This is a genomic window from Trichococcus sp. (assembly GCF_055118575.1).
In genome coordinates this window covers 1-23,666 of sequence record NZ_JBSQPW010000039.1, presented here as the reverse complement: position 1 = coordinate 23,666, position 23,666 = coordinate 1, and the positions used below count along the sequence as shown (strand labels likewise).

The 23,666-nt window shown below is 46.8% G+C and carries 25 protein-coding genes; 19 read left to right on the top strand and 6 right to left on the bottom strand.

The genetic code is table 11. The features are described from left to right. Window positions 1-48: 48 nt before the first annotated feature. The 14 genes from ACTCCX_RS10785 to ACTCCX_RS10720 all read left to right on the top strand — a co-directional run bounded on the left by ACTCCX_RS10785 (window position 49) and on the right by ACTCCX_RS10720 (window position 10,986). Complete coding sequence (locus ACTCCX_RS10785) at window positions 49-363, top strand: YbaB/EbfC family nucleoid-associated protein (protein WP_276641709.1); 315 nt, start codon at window positions 49-51, stop codon at window positions 361-363. A gap of 118 nt (window positions 364-481) precedes the next feature. Beyond that, the gene (recR, locus tag ACTCCX_RS10780; protein WP_086988468.1) at window positions 482-1,078 is read left to right on the top strand and encodes a recombination mediator RecR; all 597 of its coding nucleotides are present in this window, start codon (window positions 482-484) and stop codon (window positions 1,076-1,078) included. Between the two features lie 35 nt (window positions 1,079-1,113). Next, window positions 1,114-1,425, top strand: coding sequence for a YaaL family protein (locus ACTCCX_RS10775; RefSeq protein WP_276641711.1), 312 nt, complete (start codon window positions 1,114-1,116; stop codon window positions 1,423-1,425). A gap of 307 nt (window positions 1,426-1,732) precedes the next feature. Beyond that, window positions 1,733-2,173, top strand: coding sequence for a MarR family winged helix-turn-helix transcriptional regulator (locus tag ACTCCX_RS10770; RefSeq protein ID WP_068562354.1), 441 nt, complete (start codon window positions 1,733-1,735; stop codon window positions 2,171-2,173). Beyond that, window positions 2,170-3,990, top strand: a complete 1,821-nt coding sequence (locus tag ACTCCX_RS10765) for an ABC transporter ATP-binding protein (RefSeq protein ID WP_463275992.1) — start codon at window positions 2,170-2,172, stop codon at window positions 3,988-3,990. The genes ACTCCX_RS10770 and ACTCCX_RS10765 overlap by 4 nt, the downstream gene beginning before the upstream one ends. 393 nt (window positions 3,991-4,383) lie before the next feature. Continuing rightward, entirely contained in the window at window positions 4,384-5,025 is a 642-nt protein-coding gene (tmk, locus tag ACTCCX_RS10760) for a dTMP kinase (RefSeq protein WP_463275991.1), read from the top strand. Between the two features lie 296 nt (window positions 5,026-5,321). Further along, the gene (locus ACTCCX_RS10755) at window positions 5,322-5,651 is read left to right on the top strand and encodes a cyclic-di-AMP receptor (RefSeq protein WP_463275990.1); all 330 of its coding nucleotides are present in this window, start codon (window positions 5,322-5,324) and stop codon (window positions 5,649-5,651) included. 14 nt (window positions 5,652-5,665) lie between these two features. Beyond that, entirely contained in the window at window positions 5,666-6,655 is a 990-nt protein-coding gene (gene holB, locus ACTCCX_RS10750; protein WP_463275989.1) for a DNA polymerase III subunit delta', read from the top strand. 25 nt (window positions 6,656-6,680) lie between these two features. Next, window positions 6,681-7,475 carry a PSP1 domain-containing protein gene (locus ACTCCX_RS10745; RefSeq protein WP_463275988.1) on the top strand — a complete coding sequence of 265 codons (795 nt, stop codon included), beginning with the start codon at window positions 6,681-6,683 and terminating at the stop codon, window positions 7,473-7,475. 59 nt (window positions 7,476-7,534) lie between these two features. Further along, window positions 7,535-7,885: a DNA replication initiation control protein YabA gene (locus ACTCCX_RS10740; RefSeq protein ID WP_068562380.1), complete on the top strand. Its 351-nt coding sequence runs from the start codon at window positions 7,535-7,537 to the stop codon at window positions 7,883-7,885. Window positions 7,886-7,996: 111 nt separating this feature from the next. Next, a complete protein-coding gene (locus ACTCCX_RS10735; RefSeq protein WP_463275987.1) occupies window positions 7,997-8,749 on the top strand; it encodes a tRNA1(Val) (adenine(37)-N6)-methyltransferase in 753 nt (250 codons plus the stop codon). Continuing rightward, complete coding sequence (locus ACTCCX_RS10730) at window positions 8,736-9,026, top strand: GIY-YIG nuclease family protein (RefSeq protein WP_463275986.1); 291 nt, start codon at window positions 8,736-8,738, stop codon at window positions 9,024-9,026. Before ACTCCX_RS10735 ends, ACTCCX_RS10730 begins: the two co-directional genes overlap by 14 nt. Window positions 9,027-9,074: 48 nt before the next feature. Next, complete coding sequence (gene rsmI, locus ACTCCX_RS10725) at window positions 9,075-9,947, top strand: 16S rRNA (cytidine(1402)-2'-O)-methyltransferase (protein ID WP_086988460.1); 873 nt, start codon at window positions 9,075-9,077, stop codon at window positions 9,945-9,947. A 16-nt stretch (window positions 9,948-9,963) separates the two neighbouring features. Continuing rightward, a complete protein-coding gene (locus ACTCCX_RS10720; protein WP_463275985.1) occupies window positions 9,964-10,986 on the top strand; it encodes a YdcF family protein in 1,023 nt (340 codons plus the stop codon). 82 nt (window positions 10,987-11,068) lie between these two features. On the opposite strand, the gene ACTCCX_RS10715 is transcribed toward ACTCCX_RS10720, so the two are convergent. From ACTCCX_RS10715 to ACTCCX_RS10690, 6 genes are all read right to left on the bottom strand, one after another. After that, window positions 11,069-11,959: a Cof-type HAD-IIB family hydrolase gene (locus tag ACTCCX_RS10715; RefSeq protein WP_463275984.1), complete on the bottom strand. Its 891-nt coding sequence runs from the start codon at window positions 11,957-11,959 to the stop codon at window positions 11,069-11,071. Between the two features lie 168 nt (window positions 11,960-12,127). Next, window positions 12,128-12,523 carry a large conductance mechanosensitive channel protein MscL gene (gene mscL / locus ACTCCX_RS10710; RefSeq protein WP_463275983.1) on the bottom strand — a complete coding sequence of 132 codons (396 nt, stop codon included), beginning with the start codon at window positions 12,521-12,523 and terminating at the stop codon, window positions 12,128-12,130. An 88-nt stretch (window positions 12,524-12,611) separates the two neighbouring features. Beyond that, window positions 12,612-13,742: an NAD(P)/FAD-dependent oxidoreductase gene (locus ACTCCX_RS10705; RefSeq protein WP_463275982.1), complete on the bottom strand. Its 1,131-nt coding sequence runs from the start codon at window positions 13,740-13,742 to the stop codon at window positions 12,612-12,614. Between the two features lie 104 nt (window positions 13,743-13,846). After that, window positions 13,847-15,097, bottom strand: coding sequence for a glutamate-5-semialdehyde dehydrogenase (locus ACTCCX_RS10700; protein ID WP_463275981.1), 1,251 nt, complete (start codon window positions 15,095-15,097; stop codon window positions 13,847-13,849). A gap of 13 nt (window positions 15,098-15,110) precedes the next feature. After that, a complete protein-coding gene (gene proB, locus ACTCCX_RS10695; RefSeq protein ID WP_463275998.1) occupies window positions 15,111-15,917 on the bottom strand; it encodes a glutamate 5-kinase in 807 nt (268 codons plus the stop codon). A gap of 319 nt (window positions 15,918-16,236) precedes the next feature. Continuing rightward, complete coding sequence (locus ACTCCX_RS10690) at window positions 16,237-17,082, bottom strand: Cof-type HAD-IIB family hydrolase (RefSeq protein WP_068562378.1); 846 nt, start codon at window positions 17,080-17,082, stop codon at window positions 16,237-16,239. A gap of 646 nt (window positions 17,083-17,728) precedes the next feature. Here ACTCCX_RS10690 and ACTCCX_RS10685 point away from each other — a divergent pair. From ACTCCX_RS10685 to ACTCCX_RS10665, 5 genes are all read left to right on the top strand, one after another. After that, window positions 17,729-18,055, top strand: coding sequence for an ArsR/SmtB family transcription factor (locus ACTCCX_RS10685; RefSeq protein WP_051627660.1), 327 nt, complete (start codon window positions 17,729-17,731; stop codon window positions 18,053-18,055). 271 nt (window positions 18,056-18,326) lie between these two features. Beyond that, entirely contained in the window at window positions 18,327-18,536 is a 210-nt protein-coding gene (locus ACTCCX_RS10680) for a heavy-metal-associated domain-containing protein (RefSeq protein WP_029594547.1), read from the top strand. A 188-nt stretch (window positions 18,537-18,724) separates the two neighbouring features. Continuing rightward, on the top strand, window positions 18,725-20,641 hold the full coding sequence (locus ACTCCX_RS10675) for a heavy metal translocating P-type ATPase (protein ID WP_392455506.1): 1,917 nt from the start codon (window positions 18,725-18,727) through the stop codon (window positions 20,639-20,641). A gap of 83 nt (window positions 20,642-20,724) precedes the next feature. Next, window positions 20,725-22,104, top strand: a complete 1,380-nt coding sequence (locus tag ACTCCX_RS10670) for a DUF4346 domain-containing protein (RefSeq protein ID WP_082707470.1) — start codon at window positions 20,725-20,727, stop codon at window positions 22,102-22,104. A 95-nt stretch (window positions 22,105-22,199) separates the two neighbouring features. After that, window positions 22,200-23,537 carry an ISL3 family transposase gene (locus ACTCCX_RS10665; protein ID WP_029594550.1) on the top strand — a complete coding sequence of 446 codons (1,338 nt, stop codon included), beginning with the start codon at window positions 22,200-22,202 and terminating at the stop codon, window positions 23,535-23,537. Window positions 23,538-23,666: the final 129 nt, after the last annotated feature.

The following is a 23,666-nucleotide window of genomic DNA, read 5'->3' as shown; positions in this document are numbered from 1 at the left end:
ACAAGCTATGAAAAAAATAAAATACACACACAGAGAGGGAGTCATACAATGCGAGGCGGAATGGGAAATATGCAAGGCATGATGAAACAAATGCAAAAAATGCAAAAAGAATTGGAGCAGACGCAAGCACAACTGAACGTAACGGAGTTTGTCGGCGCGGCATCCAATGATCTGGTTAAAATCACGATGACAGGGGACAAAAAAGTCACTGATGTTGTCATCGCACTCGAAGTGGTCGACCCGGAAGATGTGGAAATGCTGCAGGATCTGATCCTGATGGCGACGAATGACGCATTAAGCAAGATTGATGAGGCAACGAAAGCGAAATTGGGCAAATTTGCCAATGCGATCCCAGGCTTCTAAGCCAGGCCGCAAGTAATAACCAAAATGAATGAGGGGAGCGAGGGTGAGACAAGTCGGGCAGTATTGGCTTTAGTCCCAGCCTCGTTTCTTTTGAGAGAAGAGAAGGGGATTTTTCGAGATGCAATATCCAGAACCCATAGCTAAATTAATCGAAAGTTTCATGAAATTGCCGGGCATCGGACAAAAAACGGCCGCCCGATTGGCTTTTTTCTGTCTGGACATGGATGAGGAGGCTGTGCTCGCGTTCGCGGACGCGCTGATTCGTTCAAAAAGGGATTTACACCAATGTGCCATCTGCGGTAATATTACCGAAACAGATCCGTGCAATATCTGTTCGGACACGACGCGGGACGCGTCCATCATCCTGGTGGTCGAAAATCCCCGCGATGTCATGTCTATGGAGAAAATCCGTGAGTACCACGGTCGATACCATGTGTTGAACGGGGTGCTTTCGCCGATGGAGGGGACTGGACCTGAAGATCTGAACATCGCTAGCCTGATAAAACGGCTACAGGACGAAACAGTCAAGGAGATCATCATCGCGACAAATGCGACAGCCGAAGGGGAAGCGACGGCGATGTACCTTTCGCGCTTGATCAAACCGGCGGGCATCAAAGTGACGCGTCTTGCTTACGGACTGGCTGTCGGCAGCGATATCGAATATGCGGATGAGATGACGCTCTTTCGTGCCATCGATGGACGCCGAGAACTGTAACAAAGGCAGCAAAAACGGGGGGAACAAGGAAAAAGATGGCATTCCATTTAAACAGCGCAAGCAAGAAGCAGGGACACTTAAAGCAGCAATACGACGAAAAGTTGATTGATTTGATCCGCGACATCCATCAACATTACACGACCTTGGTCCAACTGCAACAGAATGCCTATGATTTGCCTGAAGAGTTGCGTATTTTTGAGAAGATTGCGGAAGCGAAATATCTGTTCCTGCTGCGGGAAGCCAAAGAACGCCAGCTCCAGGCAGACATTTCAGCACCGAAAAAAGCCAAGCAATTCCGGTGGCGCAAACGCACGAACCGCGCGGAAGATATTTTCCATTCGGAATGACAAAGAACCAGACCGGCGACGGTCTGGTTCTTTTGCGCTCTTTAAACATTAGTGAGTCAGGAGAAAACATGAATAAATCGAAAGAATTCATGTTTTTGCGCCGAAATGTGATCGAAAACATGAATAATTCGACAGAATTCATGTTTAGAGACCGAAATGTTGTAGAGAACATGGATAATCGACAGATATCCATGTTTTCCGCTTGTCGGAACACCTAGCGCAAGCATTTCTGTTGCAAATTAGTTAGGTACCTAATATAATAAAGAGAGATAGATAGGTACCTAACTATCTGGAGGAGGAACTTATTATGGAAGAACAAAATAAAGATGTCATCGGCAGTGCGATGAAGCTGATGCGTACGCTGCGGCGTAAAGAGAATCCCGCTAAGCACGAATCGCGCGGAGCGGGAAAGCTTTTGCGGATATTGCAGGAAAATAATGGAATGAGTTCGCGGGAATTGGCGGACCGGATGGGGATCCGTCCGGCTTCCTTGACGGAAATGCTGAACCGACTGGAGGCGGACGGGATTTTGACGCGGCAGCCGGACCCGGCCGATCAGCGCAGGAACCGGATTTTCATCCAAGAAAAGGGGGATGCTTTATTGAAGAAAATGAAGGCAGTACGCCAGATGGAACGGGAGCGCATCAATCATAGCTTGACGCTTGAGGAGCAAGAGCAATTCGTTGCGCTCTGCGAAAAACTGACAAAATCCTTGGAGGATTTCAGACACCAAGCAGGTGAGCAATGATGGGCGGGAACGGGTTCAAAGGCGGCCGTGGAGGCTTTCTGACGGAGGAGGAGAAACAGAACAGCCCCAAAATCACGTTGCGGCTACTGAAGCGTATGTTCAGCTACCTCGTCCCTTATTGGAAACAACTTATCGTATCAGTGTTGGCGATCATCATCTCGTCGGTATTCGGCGTTTTTCCGACGATCCTGACGGGCCGCATCATCGATGAAGGGCTATTGGAGCAGAATCTGCCCGTGCTGATCCGCCTGATCGGCCTTTCGTTCGGAGTGTTGATCCTCGCCAATCTGATCAGCGTACTGGAGAGCTATACCAATGTCTGGATGGCGGAAAATATCACCTTTGACATGCGCAACAAGATGTACAGCCATCTGCAGCGGATGTCGCACCGGTTCTTCACGACCAGCAAGCAGGGCGACATCATCACCCGCATGACCAGCGATATCGGCGGTGTGCAGAGCGTGCTGACGGGCACGTGGACGAGCATCTTGCAGAATTTTTCGACGTTGACGGTTGCGCTCGTCACGATGTACACGAAAAGTCCTTTGCTGGCGACAATCGGCATTGTGGTGGTGCCATTGTTCATTCTGCCGACGAAGCGCGTGGGCAAAAGGCGTTGGGAAATAACGCTTGAGTCACGGAAGCACAATGACGACATCAACCAGATCCTGAACGAGACGCTCAGTGTCAGCGGGCAATTGCTTTCGAAATTGTTCGTCACGGAAAACTACGAGTTCGACCGCTATCAGGAAGCCAACAAACAGATGATTCGCTTGAACATCAAGGAAAGTATGGCGGGCAAATGGTTCCGGGTCGTGATCAACGTCTTCACGAACATCGGTCCGATGTTGATCTATCTGGTCGGCGGAATTCTCATTATTGAATACGGCAACACGGATCTGACAATCGGGGATATTACCGTCATGGTGGCGCTCCTGGGCAGGATGTACGGACCAGTCAATTCCTTGCTGAACATCCAGGTTGATATGATCCGCTCGATGGCACTTTTTGATCGCATCTTCGAGTATTTCGATCTGCCTGTGGAAATCGACAATGATCCGCAGGCGCTCCGGCCTGAGTCGTTTGCTGGCGAGTTGGCTTTTGAAGAGGTTTCCTTCCACTATGATCCGGACCAGCCGATCTTGAACAACGTCAGTTTCGAGCTGAAGCCGGGATCATCCGTCGCCATCGTCGGGCCTTCGGGAGCGGGTAAGTCCACCATCATCAACCTGATTCCGCGCCTCTATGATGTGACAGGCGGAAGAATCCGATTGGACGGCGTCGATATTCGCAAACTCGATCTGGCCTTTCTACGCCAGCACATCGGCGTGGTGACGCAGGACACGTATTTGTTCAACGGTACGATAAGAGAAAATCTGCTCTACGCCAAGCCCGATGCTACGCAGGCCGAAATCGAGCAAGCGTGCAGTGAAGCCAATATTCACGCGTTCATCAGTGGGCTGCCGAAAGGTTACGACACCGTAGTGGGTAACCGCGGCATGAAGCTTTCCGGCGGCGAAAAGCAGCGGCTTTCGATTGCGCGGATCATTCTTCGGAAACCGGGGCTGATCATCTTCGACGAAGCGACTTCCTCATTGGACTCCATCTCTGAGCACGCCATCCAGGAAGCGATCGAGCCGATCCTAGCCAAGAGCACGAGCCTGATTATTGCGCATCGTCTTTCGACGATCCTGTCGGCTGATGAAATCTTGGTGCTGGAGAAAGGCAAAATCGTTGAACGAGGCGACCACGAGACGCTCGTCAAAAAGGGCGGCATCTACACGATGCTGTACAATACGCAAATGAAGCAAACATAGGATTATCAAGAGGGGCGCCCATGTGGAATGGGGTTGTCCCTTTTTTTGTGGGGATTGGCGGATGTTCGCCGAAAACATGAATAAATCGAAAGAATTCATCTTTTGAGGTCGAAATGTGGTCGAAAACATGAATAAATCTCGGGTATTCATGTTTAGAGGCCGGAATGTAGTCGGAAACATGAATAAGCAACGGGTATTCATCTTTTCAGCTTGTCGGCACACGTAATCCAGGCGCACCCGGAGCCGGAAACAGTTTCATGGCTCTATTTTCAGAAAAAGGCAATCAAGACAATTAATTGTTGCAAAATTGACAAAGCTATATCGGTTTCATCTGTATAAAAAAACTTTCATTTAGCGTATAATGGAAGTATTAGAATCGTAGGAGTGTGCAAAGTGAGAGGGATTTTCATCACAATCGAAGGGCCGGATGGCTCAGGCAAGACAACCGCGTTGCAGCAAGTAGTGCCGCGTCTGCAACTAGAGATGAACCGCAAAGTGGTAGCGACGAGAGAACCGGGTGGAAGTCCGATCGCGGAAAAGATCCGCTCGTTGATACTGGATCCTTCACATACGGACATGGATTCTAGGACAGAAGCTTTATTGTATGCGGCAAGCCGCCGCCAGCATCTGATCGAAAAGGTGTTGCCCGTTTTGGAAAGTGGAGACGTCATTTTTTGTGATCGTTTTGTCGATAGTTCCATCGCTTATCAAGGCTACGCAAGAGGCATCGGTGAAGAGGGTATCCGCGAAATCAACCAATTCGCAACAGAAGGCATCGAGCCGGATGTGACGTTGTACATCGATGTTCCGGCAGAAGTAGGCATTCAAAGGATCCATGCAAATCTGGATGAACGGGAATATAACCGTTTGGACCAGGAAAAGCTCGCTTTCCATGAAAAAGTCCGCGCTGGTTATCTGCAATTGGCGAAGGCTAATCCGGAACGGATAGTGGTCGTCGATGGGACGATGAGCCGTGAAGAGGTAGCGGAAGCTTGCTATCACATCATCAAAAACAGATTTCCAAGCTATTTTTAGAGTAAAATCATTTGCCGAAACAAAAGTTGAACGGACCGTTCCGCTTTTCTCAGCATATAGGAGTTTATAAAATTTTTTCAACTCAAAAGTGCGTCACCGTAGGTGTTTCACAAGTTTGCAACATGTTTCATGCATTTAAAATAATGTCCAGCTTCACGGGTTAGCCCTTCGGAAATTAGATAAATCTGTCCTATTGCGCTCTTCGATGCTCAGGCGGACAGATTTCCTAAATTTCTTTCAGGGCTGAACGAACCCGTTCAGCTTTTCTTATATATTATAGAAAGAGGGGATTTGTTATGAAATTAATTATGGCTATCATTCAAGATAAAGACAGCGCTATCCTGTCCGATGAGTTGGTGGAAGCGAACGTCCGCGCGACGAAATTGCCTTCTACGGGCGGTTTTCTGCGCGCCGGCAACACCACCTTCATGATCGGTGTAGAGGACGAACGGGTCGATGAAGTCTTGCGGATCATCAAAACCAACTGCGAAGCGCGCGAGCAATATGTAGCGACCCCAGTCAGCATGGATGTGCCGTTGGATAACGCAATCGCCTACCCGATGGAAGTGCACGTAGGCGGAGCGACTGTGTTTGTTTTGCCGATAGATAGTTTTCACAGATTCTGATGACGAAGGAAAGGATGGATGGTGTGACACAGCTTTTGATGAGGCAACAACCGGAACTGCTCGAAAGGTTCCAACGGACGATTCGGGAAAAGCGGCTGGTTCACGCCTACTTGTTTGAAGGAGCGCCCGGAACCGGCAAAGAAGAATTGGCGCGTTGGATAGCCCAAACGCTCTTTTGCGGGGAGTTACAGGATGGTCAGCCATGCGGACACTGCAATCACTGCCTGCGGATTGCGGCAGGTGAATTTCCCGATGTGGCGGAAATCAGTCCGGATGGCAACACCATCAAAGTCAATCAAGTCCGTGAATTGAAGGCAGAGCTTTCAAAAAGCGGGATGGAAGGCAGCCGTAAGGTCTATCTGATTTATGACGCCGAAAAAATGACGGTCAGTGCTTCGAACAGTCTGCTTACGTTCTTGGAGGAACCGCAGAACGATACGTACTTGATTCTGATGACCACTGCAAAAGAGAACATCCTGCCGACCATCCGATCGCGTTGCCAAATCGTCCATTTTCGGGTCGTCAACAAGCAAGCGTTGGGAGAAACTTTGGAGGCGCAGGGCATACAGCCTGAAAATGCGGCGTTGTTGGCGGCCATCACCAATAACCAGGAAGCAGCTCTGTTGCTGAATCAGGAAGAGAGTTTCCATGAATCCAAGAAGCGGACATGGGCTTGGTTCCAACTGATGACTTCTAAAAATCCCCAAGCATTTGTGTTTGTGCAGACCGACTTAATGGATGGTCTGAAGGATAAAAATGATGGCCACTTCTTTTTGGACTTGCTATTATTCTATTACCGTGATTTACTTTATACCAAGTACAGCAATAAGCAAGCTATCGTCAACAAAAATCACGGAACAGAGTACGAGCGCATTGCAGAAAAACTGCATCCTCAGGAAATCACCCGGCATATGGAAAATATCCTCAATGGAAAGAAACATTTGGAAGCAAATGTCCAGCTCCAAGGGGTACTGGAAGAAATCGCACTCGGGAATAGCCTATAGATAAAGCTTCTGGAGGAAAAAGAAAATGAAAAACGTCATTGGTGTTCGTTTTATGCCTGTCGGGCCCATCTCTTATTATGAAGCAGCCCATACAAAGTACAAAATGGACGAAAAATTAATCATAAATAATGGGAATGCTGTCGATATAGGTCAAGTCGTCATTGTTGATAAACAATGCAAAAATGATGAAAGTGGCATCCGTGCACATAAACATATCATCCGCGTCGCGACCGAAAAAGATCTTGAGCAGGATGAAAAAAATCGCGCAGAAGCGAAGGAAGCTTTTGCCCTATGCAAGACCAAAATGAAGCAGTTGAATTTGGAGATGAAGCTGATCAAAGCGGAATACACTTTCGATCGCAGTCGTTTGACTTTCCATTTCAGTTCGGAAGGCCGAATCGATTTTCGGGAATTGGTCCGCGAGTTGGCGGCTGTTTTCCGCACGCGGATCGAATTGCATCAGATCGGCGTCCGCGATGAGGCCAAGATTCTTGGAGGAATCGGCCCTTGCGGAAGAACGCTCTGCTGCTCGACCTTCTTGGGTGACTTTGTGCCGGTTTCGATTAAGATGGCGAAGGATCAGGGGTTGTCCTTGAATCCTGCCAAAATATCCGGCTTGTGCGGGCGTTTGATGTGCTGCCTGAACTATGAGAACGATACGTATGTCTCTCTCAGAAAAGCAATGCCTGATTATGGGCAGGAAGTAATGACTCCTGAAGGTAAGGGGAAAGTTGTGGAACTGAATGTGCTCAGCCAAGTCGTCAAAGTGCGGCTGTTCGAGCATAATAAGACGGTTGAGTTTGCCGGTTCAGAATTGTAAGGTGTAAGGATCTGCACGATAGGATTGAAAAATAAGTATGGAAAATGCGAGTGGATAAAATGGATAAACGTGCCTTGTATGACCAATTCCATCGGGTGGAAAGCCGTATTTCATCGATGGGAGCAGATGTTAAAGAGATTCAAGAGAAGATGGATGACCTGATAGAAGAGAATGCAAATCTTCAAATCGAGAACCAGCATCTGCGCGATCGGATCGATTTCCTTACGAAGGAAAAAGAAGATGCGCAGAAGCAAGAGCCAGAAATGTCGAAGTCCCGTCTGAATTTACAGAAGCTTTACGAGGACGGTTTTCATGTCTGCAATGTTTATTATGGTTCCCGTCGTCTGAATGATGAACCCTGTGTTTTCTGTATCGATGTCATCTACGGCGAAAGAGATCGGAAAAACTGAGAAGTGTCCCGCGTTGGGGGTACTGTCAATAAATGATGGATGAACAAATAGACAGAGGCGGGGACAGGAGTCCTGGCCTCTGTTTTGAGGATAAGGTAAAGGGGTAGAGGAATGGAAAATGTATTAAAGGAAGGCGAACGACTTGATGTGCTGAAGAGGGAAAATATCCAGATCATTCAAAGTTCAGCCGTGTTCTCTTTTTCGCTGGATGCTGTCCTATTGGCTGATTTCGCGGAATTGCCGCGCGTGAAGCCGGCAAAGATAGTCGATCTCTGCGCCGGGAACGGGGCAGTCTCGTTCCTGTTGACGGGGAAAACCAAGAACCCGATTGTCGGGGTGGAACTGCAGGACCGGTTGGTGGACATGGCCCGTCGGACAGTCCAGCTGAATCAGTTGGAGGAGAAGGTTTCCTTTCTGCACGCAGATGTGAATGAGGTCACCCGCTTCATCAAATCGGATTCCGTCGATGTCATCACCTGCAACCCGCCCTACTTCAAGCTGAGCGAATCCAGTTTCACGAATGAATTGGATGCTTTTGCGATCGCGCGGCATGAGATCCATTTGACGCTGGACCAATTGATGAAACAGACGAGCCATCTGCTGAAAATGAAAGGCAAGGCTTATTTCGTCCATCGCCCGGATCGTCTAATGGAGATCCTGGAAACGATGCGCAACAACCGGATTGCGCCCAAGAAACTGCAGTTCATTTACCCGAAACAGAACAAGGAAGCGAACATGATCCTGATCGAGGGCATCAAGGACGGTAAAGAAGACGGTTTCCGTGTGCTGCCGCCGCTCGTTGTGTACAATGAAGAAGGGGAATACAGCCAGAAGGTAAAGGACGTCCTCTATGGCGAGCAGTGAGCACTACTTTTATGTGCTGCTTTGCGCAGATGACTCGTTCTATGCCGGCTACACGACGGACACGCTTCGGCGCGAACGGGAGCACAACAAAGGCATCGGCAGTAAATATACCAAGGCCCGCCGCCCTGTCCAAATGATCTACAAAGAAGTCTTCGGTTCCAGAACGGAAGCGACCAAAGCGGAGGCGGCGTTCAAGAAACTGAGCCGCAAGCAGAAAGAGAATTTTTTGAAGGTGCGCGCTATCGGTGTATTCAGCTCTGAATCGAACGAGTTTTAGCGGGTCGCCAGAGTCAACAAAATGAAACGAAATCAGAGGAGAAAAAAGATGCAACTGCAAAAAAGCTATGAACAGCATGCGTGCGGAACGCTTTATTTAGTGCCGACACCCATCGGCAATCTGGAGGATATGACCTTCCGTGCCATAAAGATACTGCGTGAAGTGGATCTGATAGCGGCGGAGGACACGCGTAATACGCGGAAACTGCTGACGCATTTCGAAGTGGATACACCCCAGATCAGCTTCCATGAACACAATACCCAGGAGCGCATTCCGCAATTGGTGGATAAGCTGCTTGGTGGACAATCGATCGCTCAAGTGAGCGATGCGGGAATGCCTTCGATCAGCGATCCGGGTCATGATTTGGTGCGCGCCTGCATCAACGCAAACGTGCCGGTTGTACCGTTGCCTGGAGCCAATGCCGGTGTGACCGCATTGATCGCTTCTGGATTGGCACCACAGCCCTTCTACTTTTTCGGCTTTTTGGAGCGCAAGAAGAAGGAGCAAGTGGCGCAGTTGGAGTCGTTGAAAAACAGGGAAGAGACGATGATTTTCTATGAGTCGCCTTATCGGTTGAAAGAATTGCTCAAAAATATCGCAACCGTCATGGGTGCGGAGCGCCAAGTCGTCATTTGCCGTGAATTGACGAAACGCTTTGAGGAGTTCATCCGGGGTTCGGCGGAAGAAGTGGCTGCTTGGGCCGAAGAAACAGAAATCAGAGGGGAAATCTGCCTGATGATAGCTGGCAATGATAATCCGGAAATGCCAGTTGAACAGACATTCGATGACCTCAGCATTGCTGAATTGGTGGAAAAGCTGATGACAGAGCAGGGACTTTCTTCTAAAGATGCGATCAAAGAGACCGCAAAAATCAGGGATCTGAAGAAACAGGAAGTATATCAAGCTTTCCACGGCTTCTAAACAGGAGGGATGACCGTTGCTGTTCTATTTATTGAGTATATGCTCGTTCGGCGGGATCCTGATGCTCCGGTTGATGGGGAAAAGTCGACAATTCCAAAGCTACTTGCTGGTTGCGGCGGTGCTGTCCCTCTTTGCAGGAATGCTGCAAGGCAATGAATCGCCCCAAATAGTATGGATCCGTTACGCGGTGATGCTATTTCGCGTTTTGTTTGGCTTGATTTCACCGTTTGCTTTCCTGTTTTTTGGCCTGGCGCTTGTCTTCAATGGCGTGTTGCTGATCAATAAAGAAGGCTGGGCTAAGCGTTATGCGCTTCTGCTTGCGGTGGGAATCTTCATTTTGTTGATGGATCTGCTGTTCCTGCTGAACTATTTTGTGTTCCATCATTATCTGATTTGGCGCTTCATGCGCTTGATGAGCTACTTCATTATCTATTTCGGGGTAGTGATGATCTTGTTTTTTGTAGCGACAGCCTTTTACGGCCTCATTCCGGTTTCCTTGGATAAAGATTTTATCATTGTCCTGGGAGCGGGATTGCTGCCGGATGGAAGAATCAGTCCTTTGTTGGAGCAACGCTTGGACAGAGCAATCCGGTTTTTTAGGAATCAGACAGAGCATACGCAAAAGCGGCCCTGCCGTCTGATTGTGAGCGGGGGGCAAGGTCTGGATGAACCATTTTCCGAAGCGTATGCCATGAAACGCTATATGATTGCGAAAGGTATCCCGGAAGAATTGATCATTGAGGAAGACAAGTCCGTTAATACGTATCAGAATTTGCTTTACTCGAAGGGCATCATGGATACGTACAAAGAGAAGTATAAGTGCCTCTTCATCACGAATAATTTTCATGCTGTCCGCAGCAGTCTTTACGCTCACCGAGTGGGATTGGAAACGGACGGTTTGGGTGCCTGGACGCCGTTTTATTTTCTGCCGTATGCGTTTTTGCGTGAATTCATCGCTGTTGTATTCATGCAGATAAAAGGACACACGCTGTTGCTGGCACTCGTGCTGGTGTTTGGATTGTGGCGGATCTATTTGTGAAATCATAAGCGCCGATTTGTGTGCAAAAAGCCGTATACCATGCGATATTTCGCAAGTATACGGCTTTTTAATGTTCGCCCGTTTAAAGCAATCCTTCGGAAATCAATTGCTTCAAGCCATGATAGACGCCTTCGTCATCATTGGAAGGCGTTGCATAGTTTGCCACGCTCTTGGCTTTGGGCAACGCGTTAGCCATTGCGAAGGAGTAAGGTCTGTCGCAAAGCATGGAGATGTCATTTTCGCTGTCGCCAAAAACAGCCACTTCTTCATTGGAAATACCAAGTTTTTCCAATAAGGTATCCAAGGCTTTGCCTTTATTGATGCCTTTTTTGGTGATTTCAAGTTTCCTCTCATCAGAAAAGACCAGCTCGTAATCGTCATGCAGACCTAAGTGAGGCAAGGATTGCGTCACAGCCTCCATAAAATGGGGATCCTGGCTGATAGAAATTTTGTTGCAGGAAGTTGGCGCTTCCTTCAGATCAAGGATCAGTTTTTGTTCCGGATAGCCGTCGCGCATATCGCACAACCAGCCGTACATGCCGCTGGCCCAAGGGTAATCATCGGGCAATCTCATTTCGCCGCGGATCCTTTTCTTCAAGTCATACAGTGAATCCGGCAAGTAGGTGTACAGACCGGCATCCTGGGAGAACTGGATCTCAACGTTGAATGTACGGAAGACCGATGTGACTTTTCGGATGTCCTCTGAATCCATTATCCCTAATCTTTCCCGGACTTTAGAGGTGCAATCATATATGGAGCTGCCGTTTACGTCGATCAAATAACCTTGATGGGAATCCATCTTCAGTTTCATGGCATCCGGCATCAAACGCAAGTAACTTCTCCCGCTGGCCAATACCAGCGTGATGCCTTTTTGCTGGAGTGTCAGAAGGAGTTCTTGGGTTTTGGGGCTGATGTCATGGGCAGCAGTCAATAAGGTGCCGTCCATATCGCAAACGATTGCTTTGATGGGCATTATCTATCCACTTCCTTTTATGGATAGGATAGCATAATGCTCCTCATAAAAATATAGTGATTGTGAACTTTGGGAGAAATCAGACTATTTACTTAGAACATATCTTTGCATGTCTGTTTTGGGACAAAAAAACGTTGGATGCTCGATCATCCAACGCTCACTCCGCTCTTATTCAGCTTTTTTGTTCTGATCAACCATCAAATCACGGATCTCTTTCAGATAAAGTTCAACAACCGGTACTTCGGCTTCAACTTCCACGGGTTCTTCCTCGGGCATTTTGCGTTTGAGATTGTTGACTACCTTTATCATCATGAAGAGGACAAGGGCAATCAGCAAGAAGTTCAGTACGGCTTGCAGGAAATTACCATACGTGAAGTCTGCCTGGCCGATCTTGAAAGATAGGCCTGTCAAGTCTGCGTTGCCGGTTACGGCTACGATGATCGGTGTAATGATATCTTTGACTAATGAATTAACGATTGCTGTAAATGCACCCCCTATGATAACCCCGACGGCAAGATCAAGCACATTTCCACGCATGATGAATGTTTTAAATTCTTTCCACATATTTTTCACCTCCATCTAATATAAGTATATTTCAAGTTCGGCGAAATGGCAAAAAATACGGAGGATAATGGATACTATTTCTGTGTTTTTAGCAAGTCGTCTGTTTGATGTAAGCGTCAATCGGATAGTCTTCGAGGGGCAAGGTGCTTTGTTGCTCACGGACCAGTTCGGTCAACAAATACCCGATCAATGGGCCGCAAGTCAACCCGGATGAGCCGAGACCGCTTGCCGCGAAGCAGTTATCCAGACCCGGGACACTACCGAAAAAGGGGCTGAAATCGGAGGTGTAGGCCCGCGTACCGACACGGATATCCGCGACGGGCGCTTCTTTTAGGTCAGGGAGCCAAGCATAGGCTTGTTCCAGCATCGGATCCGTAATGGAAGCATCGGGCTGTAGATCATAGCCTTTGTCGTTTTCATGGCTTGCGCCGACGACTGTTTTCCCTTGGCCAAACGGAAGCAGATCGATTTCACCTTGAGGCATGATGACCGGGCAGTTCTGCAGATCGCTCTCTTCATTTTGGAGGACAACCAGCTGCCCTTTTTGCCCGCGGATGTCGACTGTGTACCCTAGCGGCTGGAGCAGCTCGGGTAGCCAAGCGCCTGCCGCCAGGATGACTGCATCGAATTTTTGCTGTTTTCCGTCCGGTGTCAAGACGGACAAGATGCCATCGTTATCCTTGGAGAGTGAGACAGTCCCTTTGTGGATACTGCCTCCGAAGCGGGTTGTCGCCTGCAGCAATGTCTTCGTCAATTCACGACCGTCCACGCGAGCGCCGCCGCCCACGTAAACGGCTTGTTCGACGTTGCTGAGCGGCGGGAAGATTTTTTTGATTTCGGTGCCTTTGAGGATAGCGACGTTCCCGATCAGAGGCGCCTGCTCGCGACGTTCCAGTGCACGGTCATGGACCTCCTGGAGGTATTCGACGGATTGTCCCAGGATCAGGGCGCCGCAACGTGCGTAGGCATCGGTCTTCAAGCCATCGGAAGCCAAGTCGGCCAGCAGCTTGTCATAAAAAGCCGCGCCTTCGGAGACGAGGCGGTACCACTTTTTGTTGCGGCGTCTGGACAGCCAAGGGCAAATGATTCCTGCCGCTGCGGCTGTTGCTTGGCCGGTACCGCTGTCGAACACGCTGACGCTGTAGCCGGCTTTTGCCGAGTAGTAACTGGCGGTGGCGCCGACGATGCCGCCACCGATGACTGCAATCTTCTTTTTCATTGTTATAATCATTCCTTTTCTCTGTAAGACGGTATTTGCTGCTGATGGACAGAAAAAGCCGGGAACGGTGTCCCGGCTCTCAATATTTTTGATGAGGATTCTTCTTAGGATCTGATCTGGCCTTCACCGTAGATGATGTACTTGTAGGAAGTCAATTCCTTCAATCCCATCGGTCCACGGGCATGGAGTTTTTGCGTACTGATGCCGATTTCTCCACCGAAGCCGAAACAACCACCGTCCGTGAAACGGGAAGAAGCGTTGATGTAGACTGCCGCTGCATCAATATCGTTCAGGAAGTTCTGTGCCGTTTGGTAATAATCGGTGACGATCACTTCGGAATGGCCGGTGCTGTACTTTTGGATATGCGTGATGGCTTCATCATAAGAGGAAACCACTTTTATCGCCAAAATGAAATCCGAGAATTCGGCAGCGAAATCCTCTTCTGTTGCTGGGACAGCTTCAGGCAGGATGCTGCAGGTCTTCGCATCGCCGCGCAATTCCACTTTATAAGGCGCCAAAGCTTCCGCGAAAACAGGCAGGAAAGCATTCGCGATTGCTTCGTGGACAACAAGCGTCTCGATGGAATTGCAGACGGAAGGGCGGGAACATTTCGCATTCACCAGAATGCGCGTAGCCATCTCCAATTCGGCATCTTTGTCGATGTACAAATGGCAATTTCCGACGCCAGTTTCTATGACCGGAACGGTCGCGTTTTTCAACACGTTCTGGATCAGTCCGGCTCCTCCGCGAGGGATCAGGCAATCCAGATAGCCATTCAGTTTCATGAATTCGTTGGCCAATTCGCGGGACGGATCAGGGATCAGTTGCAGCGTTTCCTTGGCGAAGCCGGCGTCGACAAGTCCGGCCTGTAATGCGGTCATGATGGCTTTGTTGGATTCCAATGCTTCTTTTCCGCCGCGCAGGATGACGGCATTGCCGGATTTGAAGCAAAGAGCGCTCGCGTCCGCCGTGACGTTTGGTCGCGATTCATAGATGATTCCGATGACACCAAGCGGAACGCGTTGTTTGCCGATCATCAAACCATCGGCTGATTTCGTCATTTCTTCGACGTAGCCGACCGGATCAGGCAGTTGTGCGATTTCCTTAAAACTGTCCGCCATCCCTTTGATCCGTTGCGGGTTCAAAGTCAAGCGTTCGATCATCGGCGTCGGCAAACCATTGGCCGCGGCAGCTGCGATGTCCTTCGCGTTTGCGGTCAGGATAGCATCTTGATGCGTGTAAAGGGCGGCTTCCATAGCCAAGAGCCCCTCATTCTTTTGTTTGGTTGAGGCTTTCCTCAGGCTGTTGGCTGCGGCTTTTGCGGCAATGCCCATTTCTTGCAATAAACTGTTCATCGAATATCCTCCTCTACTTGTCTTCTCTCACAAAATAGGTTCCTATTTCTTTTCCAGCCAGTATATCGAATAGTGCGGTAGGGTCGGTGGCTTGCGTCAATACCATCTGCTGCTTGTTCTTCAGTATTTGTTTGGCAGCCTTCAATTTGGTTGCCATGCCGCCGGTCCCGAATTTCGAACCGTTCCCGCCAGCCAAAGCCATTTCCTTTGAAGTGACTGCATGGATGGTGTGGAAGAGCACAGCATCTGGATGTGCCGTTGGATTTTTATCGTAAAAACCAGGGACATCGGACAGCATGATCAACAGGTCGGCAGAAATGATTTCCGCTACGGTTGCGGAAAGGCGGTCGTTATCTCCGAATTTTGTCAGGTGATCCAGTTCTTCAACAGAAACAGCATCGTTCTCGTTTACGATCGGGATGATGCCCATTTTCAACAACTGTTCGAAGGCGTTTACGGCATTCCTGCGGCTTTCCGGGAACTGCACGATATCCAGAGTCATGAGTATTTGCCCGACGATCTGGTTATAGTGCGAGAAAAAGCGGGTGTAGAGGTTCATCAATTCGGCCTGACCGACGGAAGCGACTGCCTGTTGCTCGGGTATGGATTTCGGACGATGCGGCAGGTTCAGATGGTTGAGTCCGACACCGATCGCACCGGAAGATACCAAAACGATTTCCTTCCCTTGGTTGCGCAGAACGGTCAAGACATAAGCAAGTCGGTCGATAGTCTGGTAGTTTACGGATCCGTCCGCCAGCATCAAAGAACTTGTGCCGATTTTGATGACGATCCTTTTGCAGTCCAGTAGTTTATTGCGAATAGGTTCCATATGCACATCCCCGTTTACGATTTGATTTTTTTCATCTATAGAAAAAATAGTTTTTTTTATGTGTTGCAGAGCTCGCATCCAGCGAGGTATTACTTCATATAGTATCATGGAATGGCGAAAAAATTAAGAAATAGCAAAAAAAAGCTGCCTGAAGTTATCAGACAGCCCTAAAGGAGTTGCTCTTTACTTTGGAGGAGTAAAGAAATTGAAAAAGATTGTTTGTGATTGGCCTACACTCATAGTAAAACTCAATTATGAAGAAACTGTGAAGATTATTTTATGAAATGGATAAGCTTTTATGCTGACGCAGTCAGACCAGTCCGAAAGTACGGAATGCCTGATAGAGACCATCATCGTCCACTGAAGTTGTGATATGATCCGCGACAGCCTTCAGTTCTTCCTTGGCATTCCCCATGGCGATCCCGACCGCACAATAGTCGAACATCTCCAAATCGTTCAAGCCATCGCCGATTGCAATCGTTCGCTCTTTGGGAAGGCTCAGATGTGTCAGTAACGCTTCAATTGCGGTCGCTTTGTGTACGCCTGGTACCATCAGTTCACCGCTGTCATCCCCAAACTGAGGGACGGTGCACTGAATCGTGTCAAAGGCGTTTTCGAATTCCGCCTTGATCTGTGCGAAAGAAAGTTTGTCGCTCTGAAGGAAACAGGCTTTATTGACATCAGTCTTATACAGATCCTCTTCACCGTAGATCAATCCCTCGATGAAAGGATGCGGCTGTTCTTCTTTACGTCTACGGGCATCCGGATCATTGGCGATGTCACCGTAAATGCAACGTTCCACATGAGGCAGGAAATTCTTGCTGGCGAACAGCCCGCCATTTGATTCCAAGTAAAAATCAACGCCATGCTGATCAAAGAAATCCACCATCCGTCTGACTTCGCTGGCCGGGACTGTCTTATGGTAAAGCATTCCGTCATTCAGTTCAACAAAGCCGCCGCCAGCACCGATGATGCCGTCAAAGCCGATTTCCATGATGAAATCATAGATTTCCGGTTTTGAGCGGCCGGTGCACAAATAAATTTCGTGCCCATTCAAGCGTGCCTGTCTGCATGCGTCCGCAGCGGAGGAGGGAACCCAGCCGTCATCCGTCACCAAAGTGCCATCAATATCCAAAAAAATGATTTTTTTATCCAATTATAATTCTCGCTTTCTGCCCTCCGATGGGGCTCTCCGTTTTTCATTTCTACTATATAATGGAACACCTGAAAATGCTAGCCAGAGGAACCGTGTGCTGACATGAAAACCACAATTTTATAAGAAACTTAAAAAAGTCGTTGACAGCATGCGGCTGCGATGATAGTATATAGAAGTTGTCCGCCAGAATCGGCTTTGAAATGATTTGAAAAAATGTTATGAATAAGCAATCACGTAATACGTGATGCGCGATTGACCTTTGAAAACTGAACAAAGAATGAACGAACCAAATGTGCAGGGAGCTTAGACTTCGGTCGAAGCAAACGAAGGCGATACATCGTATTGCAAACATAAAGTCAGCAAGAAATTAAGGCTATTCGGATTTTATGGTGAAAAGTTAAGCACAGATATTAAAGTATAAAATCGGATTAAATAGTTGAAATCAACGTACTTTTTTTTGCGCTAGATTGTGTTACTGCAATTAGTAACTGTGATTATTTTACATCTCCATTTCGGATGGTTTCCTCTATATGCTGCAAGCATAAAGAATATACTAGAGGTCAAGGACGGAGTTGACTTATGTTTTCGACAGGAGTATTATGGATTCATAAACATATCAAAAAAAATTGATTAGGGGGTGTGGGCCTTGGATCAATGCATAACGGATATTCCAAGAGTCCGTCGAGGTGATGTGCCCCTTCCACAAGAAGAGGCAATTCAAAGAATAGCTTCTGTGACAAAGGCTTTTAGTGATCCAATTCGTTTAAAAATGGTTTACTTGCTTTCAAAGCAATCTGATTTGTGCACCTGTGAGTTTGAAGAATTATTGGACCTGAGCCAGTCCAAAGTATCGTATCACCTTAAAATATTGCTTGACGCTGGAGTTATCGATCGCGAAATCCACGGTTCATGGAGTCATTACAGCCTTCGAAATCCTAAAATATTGGAACAGGTTCATGCCTTGTCCCAATGATAAAAAGCGAGTGTTTCGGTGCTGGCTTTTTATTTTAAGATTCACATCAATTTTTTTTGATGTCATAATACTCTGACTTGTATTGGGGATTCTTAGATTAACAACTTACGATGTCCCGGTTACTCATGAAACCCGTTCAACTGTTACTGCATTATTAAGTTTTTGGTTATGCCAGGTAATCTTTTGCCTTTTAGAATGAAATTGGAATTACTTATGTTATTCAAATCAAAAAAAGTTGATAAACACCTTTAATTAAGGAGGAATGGAATAAATGAAGAAAGAAGTTCTTCGAGTAAGTGGTATGGATTGTCCTTCCTGTGCAAAGGATATCGAAAAAACGGTAGCGAAGCTAAACGGGGTTGAGAAAGCAGAGGTAAACTTTATTGCTGAGAAATTAACCGTCACATATGATGATTCTCAATTGCCCCGTGAAAAAATCGAGGAAAATTTAAAGAAAATCGGACATCCAGTCGTTAAATAATAAATTGATCCGAGATCCTAATATATATGCGATTACCTGGCGTAATCAAAAACTTGGCTTGCAGTTATAATTGAAAGCTTATTTTCCTAGGAGAAAGGGAAAGTTGATTAAACATAAATTCCTAATCAAAAAAATTGATGAATAGTGATTTGACTTGAAATTAGACAATGATAAAGGGAGGGCTCAACATGAGTAAGTCAAAATGGTGGAAACAACCAAGAACGGTATTGCTGATTATTTCAGGGATCACAACAGTCTTTACATTAATCTCAGAACTTTTCCTAGGTTTACCGGAAATATGGGCTGTTGCATTGTATGGTGTTGCAATTATTATTGGGGGTATTTACCCAGCCAAGAGTGCATGGATGGACTTGAGAAGGAGAAAACTTTCCATAAATACTCTGCTTATTGTCGGAGTTATCGGGACCATCTATCTGGGATTGTGGGAAGAAGCCGCAGGTCTTGTGGTCATCTTCTCCTTAGGTGAAGTGTTGGAAGCTTATGCAGTAAATAAAGCCAGGGATTCCGTCCGAGCGCTTGTGGAACTGGCACCCCGGGAAGCAACCGTTTTACGGGAAGGCCGCGAAGTTCGCATACTAGCCGATGAAGTCGAGATTGGCGATCGGGTTCTGATCCGACCAGGGGAGAAAATACCAGTAGATGGGGTTGTTGTAAGCGGTACGTCTACAGCGGATCAATCGACAATCACAGGAGAATCCGTTCCGGTTGCAAAAATATCAGGCGATGAAGTATATGCTTCCACAATGAATGGCCGCGGTGCTTTGGAAATTGAAGTGACGAAATTGGCGCAGGATACCACCTTGTCAAAAATCATTGAATTAGTGGCAAATGCACAAGGAGATAAAGGAAAAGCACAACGTTTCAGTGAACGCTTTGGTGAAGTCTACACGCCGATCATGTTCGTGATCGCCGTTTTAATGGTTGTTATACCAACCCTTTTCTTTGGCCAACCGTTTGACACGTGGCTATATAGAGCGTTAATCGTATTGGTTGTTTCATGCTCCTGTTCTCTAGTGCTTTCAGTTCCAATAGCTGTCGTAACTGGTGTAGGAAATGCGGCGCGAAACGGGGTTATGGTAAAAGGCGGCAGCTATATGGAAACGGCCAGTCACATCCAAGTGGTCGCATTTGATAAAACGGGTACATTAACCGTCGGAAAGCCTTCGGTAACGGATATTGTATCTGTCTCCGATTTATCAAAAGAAAAACTGCTGGGAATTGCCGGTGCGCTTGAAAAACTTTCTGAACACCCTTTGGCTGAGGCAATTCTTCAAGAAGCTTCAAAAAGAAACATAAATCTTCCAGGTGTTGAAGAGTTCGACACATTAACCGGACGGGGAGCTAAAGGCAGCATAAATAGAACCACATACTATATCGGCAGTCCCCGGTTGTTCAGCGAATTGAATGTAAAACTGAATCAAGATCAATTAAAACAAATTGAAACACTTCAAGGACAAGGAAAGACCGTCACGCTTTTGGGAACTGCTGATCTTGTACTTGGATTAATCGCGATAGCGGATCGACCGAAAGAAAACGCAAAACAAGCGATTCAACGTCTGAAAACTACCGGTGTAAAACGAATCGTCATGCTTACGGGCGATAACCGGCTTACTGGTGAAGCCATTGGCCGGGAACTTGGCGTGGATGAGGTACGGGCAGAATTACTGCCGGAAGATAAAATTACAGCGATTAAAGAACTGCAAAAGAAGTACGGTCTTGTTGCGATGGTGGGTGACGGTGTAAACGATGCGCCTGCACTGGCTCAGGCCGATGTGGGGATCGCGATGGGAATCCAAGGGACAGACGTTGCTTTGGAAACGGCTGATATCGCATTGATGCAGGATAATTTGGATCAACTGGTTTATCTGATCAAACTTAGCCGTAAGACCGTTGCGAAAATACATCAAAATATCGGGTTTTCATTAGCTCTTGTAGCCCTCCTTATTGTTACAGCCTTGACCGGAGTGATGAGCCTGACTACAGGTTTGCTTCTTAACGAAGGAAGCGCCTTGGTTGTTATTGCAAATGCGATGGTTCTCCGGAAGTATCAGATGAATAAAGCCAATGCCATAGGTAACGAGTGATGAAATTTTTTATCATTGGTGAGGATTTACCTATGGATTGGCATTCTAATCAAAAATAATTGATTAGCATACAAGGAGAGTTGATGATGGGCATAACAGAAGGCATTAAAAGCATTCATAAACAATTAGACACAATACGAAAGATCCCTAAATGTGTAGGATGTGAATGTGTACTTGACGTGATGACAGCCGTTGAGCAAGATCTAGAAGATATAGATAAACCGATTGCAAAAGAAGTTCAACTGGATTTAAAACAGTGGGTTGACGAAGGGAACAAAGTTAGACATAACTGTCTTGGGTGTGAAGTTTGTTTCCCAATTAAGCCGTACAATCATTTTAGTTCATTGATTAATGGATCGAATGAAATTGAAATCAATGGAGCTGCATGTGGCTGTAATGACAATGCATGCGGAAGTCAACCCCAAGTAAACAGTACTGCGTGTGGGTGTGATGACGATTCGTGCGAAGGTGAACCACAAGTAAATAATACAGCATGTGGTTGTGATGAAAATAAATCGAAGAATACGCACCCCTCAAATTGCAGCTGTGAACTTAAAACCGAAGTTCAGAAACAATCCGTTTGTGGAACAGTGGATCCCAACGATAGCAATGTGGCCTCCCCCTCGACCCAGCAGGAACAAAAATGGCCAATAGCAGAAGGAAATTATCTAGTCGGAAATGATACATCTTTTGTTGCAATATGTACTTTAGCCGATACAGATCTCCCGTCCGAAATACAAGGTTCCGGATTACTAAATCATATATCTATTGTTGGTACCTTATCGACAGAAAATCTAGGAATAGAACGCTTGATTCGAAATGTTACCGCGAATCCCAATATTTCACACTTAATACTATGTGGGCGCGACTCTCGTGGTCATCAAGCAGGGCAAGCCATTTTGTCATTAAAAGAAAATGGGATAGACGATAAGTATCGGATTATAGGCGCAGTTGGACCTCGCCCGGTGCTCAAGAATATTACCTTGAAAGAGATCGAAATTTTTCGCCAACGAGTGAAAATCGTTGATGAAATTGGAACACGAGATGTCGAACGATTGCATCAGGTAGTTCGTGCTTATGAGGGCAAGCCAAATGGGGACCCAGTAATGCTTCTTCCGATAATTCAAGAACCCAAAATAGTGAAAGCAGAACGTCTTAAAAATGATGAGTGGGTTCATGACCCAGAGGGATTTTTCCTAGTTATTCTTGATCGAAATAAGAAATCAATTAGGTGTGAACATTACATCCTGGATGGGACTCTGAATGAAGTTATTGAAGGAAAACTAGCCAGTGATATTGCAAATACAGCAATCAAGCGCGGTTTGCTTTCTCGTTTGGATCACGCAGCATATCTGGGGAAAGAATTGGCGAAAGCTGAAACAGCTCTTGCCTACGATATGCCTTATACGCAAGATTTACCGTTATCAAAAAGTAAAGCCCTCAATCAAACGGTTGTTTCCTAGATGAATAGAACGATTATTCAATTAGTTTAAAATCTGTTATACGAGAAACGATTAGTATTTAAAGAGCTAACTTACTAGATGTAGAAGGTGACACAATGGAGATTCTAAACCTCCCCCACTTCAATATCAAACAATTTGCTGAAAATGAACATGACTTTCTGATCCAGGTGGAGACAGCCTCTCCACCTTCTTTTTGTCCACATTGTGGATGCGTGGCAAATCTGTATAAGCATGATAACAGAGACCATCTTTGTATGGATCTGCCTATTCATGGAAAACGTGTAGGGCTTCTTGTAAAGCGTCAGCGATATAAATGCCGTGAATGTAATCAAACTTTTTGGGAACGATTAGAACACACCATAGACGAGAAGCGAAACTGCACCAAACGGTTATTGTCTTACGTCGAGAAGCAAAGTCTTAAACGCACGTTTGTCAGTATTTCAGAAGATGTCGGGCTGAACGAAAAGACGATACGGAACATCTTTCGTGATTACATCAATCGCCTGGAAGAGACGCTTCGATTTGAAACACCTAATTGGCTTGGAATAGACGAAATTCACATTATCAAGCCAAGATGCGTTTTAACCAACATCGAGGAACGTACCTTGTTAGACGTTCTACCCAATCGCAATAAGGAAACGGTTGTAAGCTACCTCTCACGCCTTCCAAACAGAGGACGAATACAATACGTCACAATGGATATGTGGCGACCGTATAAGGACGCTGTGAAAGCTGTACTGCCCAAGGCGACTATCATCGTCGATAAGTTTCACGTTGTCCGTATGGCGAATCAAGCCTTAGAATCCATCCGCAAACAGCTTAGAGAAGGCTTATCACCGAAGGAACGGCGCGGGCTTATGCACGACCGCTTTATCCTCTTGAAACGCCATAAAGAGCTTACGGAAATGGATAAGATAACGCTTGACCTATGGACGAAGAATCACCCCTCTCTCGGTATTGCTTATGACTTGAAGGAATCATTTTTCGATATTTGGGATACCGACAGCAGACAGAAAGCGTACCTCAGATACCACGATTGGAAAGCCAAGATACCAAAGGAACTGCAATCCGCTTTTGAGCCTCTTACAAAGGCTATGGCGAATTGGGAAGAAGAGATATTCAACTACTTCGACCATCGCATTACAAACGCCTATACGGAGTCTCTGAACAGCCTTATACGTGTCACAAACCGTTTAGGAAGGGGCTACTCCTTCGAAGCTTTACGAGCCAAAATACTCTTTACAGAAGGACTTCAAAAGGAACGTAAACCCAAGTATCAGAAACGTTTGGATGACTACGAACTTCGAGACTACAACTATCCGATGTTCGAGAAAATGTTCCCCGTTGGCGTTGTTCGTGAACGTGAGCGTGGCGAGCTTCTTGGTGTCGACATTTCCACCTTAATTGAGAAATTGGAGAAGGGCGAACTATAAGCCCTTTTCCACTATTAAATCCGAATACCCGAAATTAAGAGCTTTTCAGCTTTTCATGAGGGTTTCTGTACAAGAGCCCACATTACATGAGAGTTTGATCCTGGCTCAGGACGAACGCTGGCGGCGTGC

What these genes read in the sequence shown, in the direction of transcription:
- ACTCCX_RS10785 (WP_276641709.1), top strand. Translation starts at nt 49, where the DNA reads ATGCGAGGCGGAATGGGAAATATGCAAGGCATGATGAAACAAATGCAA.
- recR (WP_086988468.1), top strand. Translation starts at nt 482, where the DNA reads ATGCAATATCCAGAACCCATAGCTAAATTAATCGAAAGTTTCATGAAA.
- ACTCCX_RS10775 (WP_276641711.1), top strand. Translation starts at nt 1,114, where the DNA reads ATGGCATTCCATTTAAACAGCGCAAGCAAGAAGCAGGGACACTTAAAG.
- ACTCCX_RS10770 (WP_068562354.1), top strand. Translation starts at nt 1,733, where the DNA reads ATGGAAGAACAAAATAAAGATGTCATCGGCAGTGCGATGAAGCTGATG.
- ACTCCX_RS10765 (WP_463275992.1), top strand. Translation starts at nt 2,170, where the DNA reads ATGATGGGCGGGAACGGGTTCAAAGGCGGCCGTGGAGGCTTTCTGACG.
- ACTCCX_RS10755 (WP_463275990.1), top strand. Translation starts at nt 5,322, where the DNA reads ATGAAATTAATTATGGCTATCATTCAAGATAAAGACAGCGCTATCCTG.
- holB (WP_463275989.1), top strand. Translation starts at nt 5,666, where the DNA reads ATGGATGGTGTGACACAGCTTTTGATGAGGCAACAACCGGAACTGCTC.
- ACTCCX_RS10745 (WP_463275988.1), top strand. Translation starts at nt 6,681, where the DNA reads ATGAAAAACGTCATTGGTGTTCGTTTTATGCCTGTCGGGCCCATCTCT.
- ACTCCX_RS10740 (WP_068562380.1), top strand. Translation starts at nt 7,535, where the DNA reads ATGGATAAACGTGCCTTGTATGACCAATTCCATCGGGTGGAAAGCCGT.
- ACTCCX_RS10735 (WP_463275987.1), top strand. Translation starts at nt 7,997, where the DNA reads ATGGAAAATGTATTAAAGGAAGGCGAACGACTTGATGTGCTGAAGAGG.
- ACTCCX_RS10730 (WP_463275986.1), top strand. Translation starts at nt 8,736, where the DNA reads ATGGCGAGCAGTGAGCACTACTTTTATGTGCTGCTTTGCGCAGATGAC.
- rsmI (WP_086988460.1), top strand. Translation starts at nt 9,075, where the DNA reads ATGCAACTGCAAAAAAGCTATGAACAGCATGCGTGCGGAACGCTTTAT.
- ACTCCX_RS10715 (WP_463275984.1), bottom strand. Translation starts at nt 11,959, where the DNA reads ATGCCCATCAAAGCAATCGTTTGCGATATGGACGGCACCTTATTGACT.
- mscL (WP_463275983.1), bottom strand. Translation starts at nt 12,523, where the DNA reads ATGTGGAAAGAATTTAAAACATTCATCATGCGTGGAAATGTGCTTGAT.
- ACTCCX_RS10705 (WP_463275982.1), bottom strand. Translation starts at nt 13,742, where the DNA reads ATGAAAAAGAAGATTGCAGTCATCGGTGGCGGCATCGTCGGCGCCACC.
- ACTCCX_RS10700 (WP_463275981.1), bottom strand. Translation starts at nt 15,097, where the DNA reads ATGAACAGTTTATTGCAAGAAATGGGCATTGCCGCAAAAGCCGCAGCC.
- ACTCCX_RS10680 (WP_029594547.1), top strand. Translation starts at nt 18,327, where the DNA reads ATGAAGAAAGAAGTTCTTCGAGTAAGTGGTATGGATTGTCCTTCCTGT.
- ACTCCX_RS10675 (WP_392455506.1), top strand. Translation starts at nt 18,725, where the DNA reads ATGAGTAAGTCAAAATGGTGGAAACAACCAAGAACGGTATTGCTGATT.
- ACTCCX_RS10670 (WP_082707470.1), top strand. Translation starts at nt 20,725, where the DNA reads ATGATGGGCATAACAGAAGGCATTAAAAGCATTCATAAACAATTAGAC.
- ACTCCX_RS10665 (WP_029594550.1), top strand. Translation starts at nt 22,200, where the DNA reads ATGGAGATTCTAAACCTCCCCCACTTCAATATCAAACAATTTGCTGAA.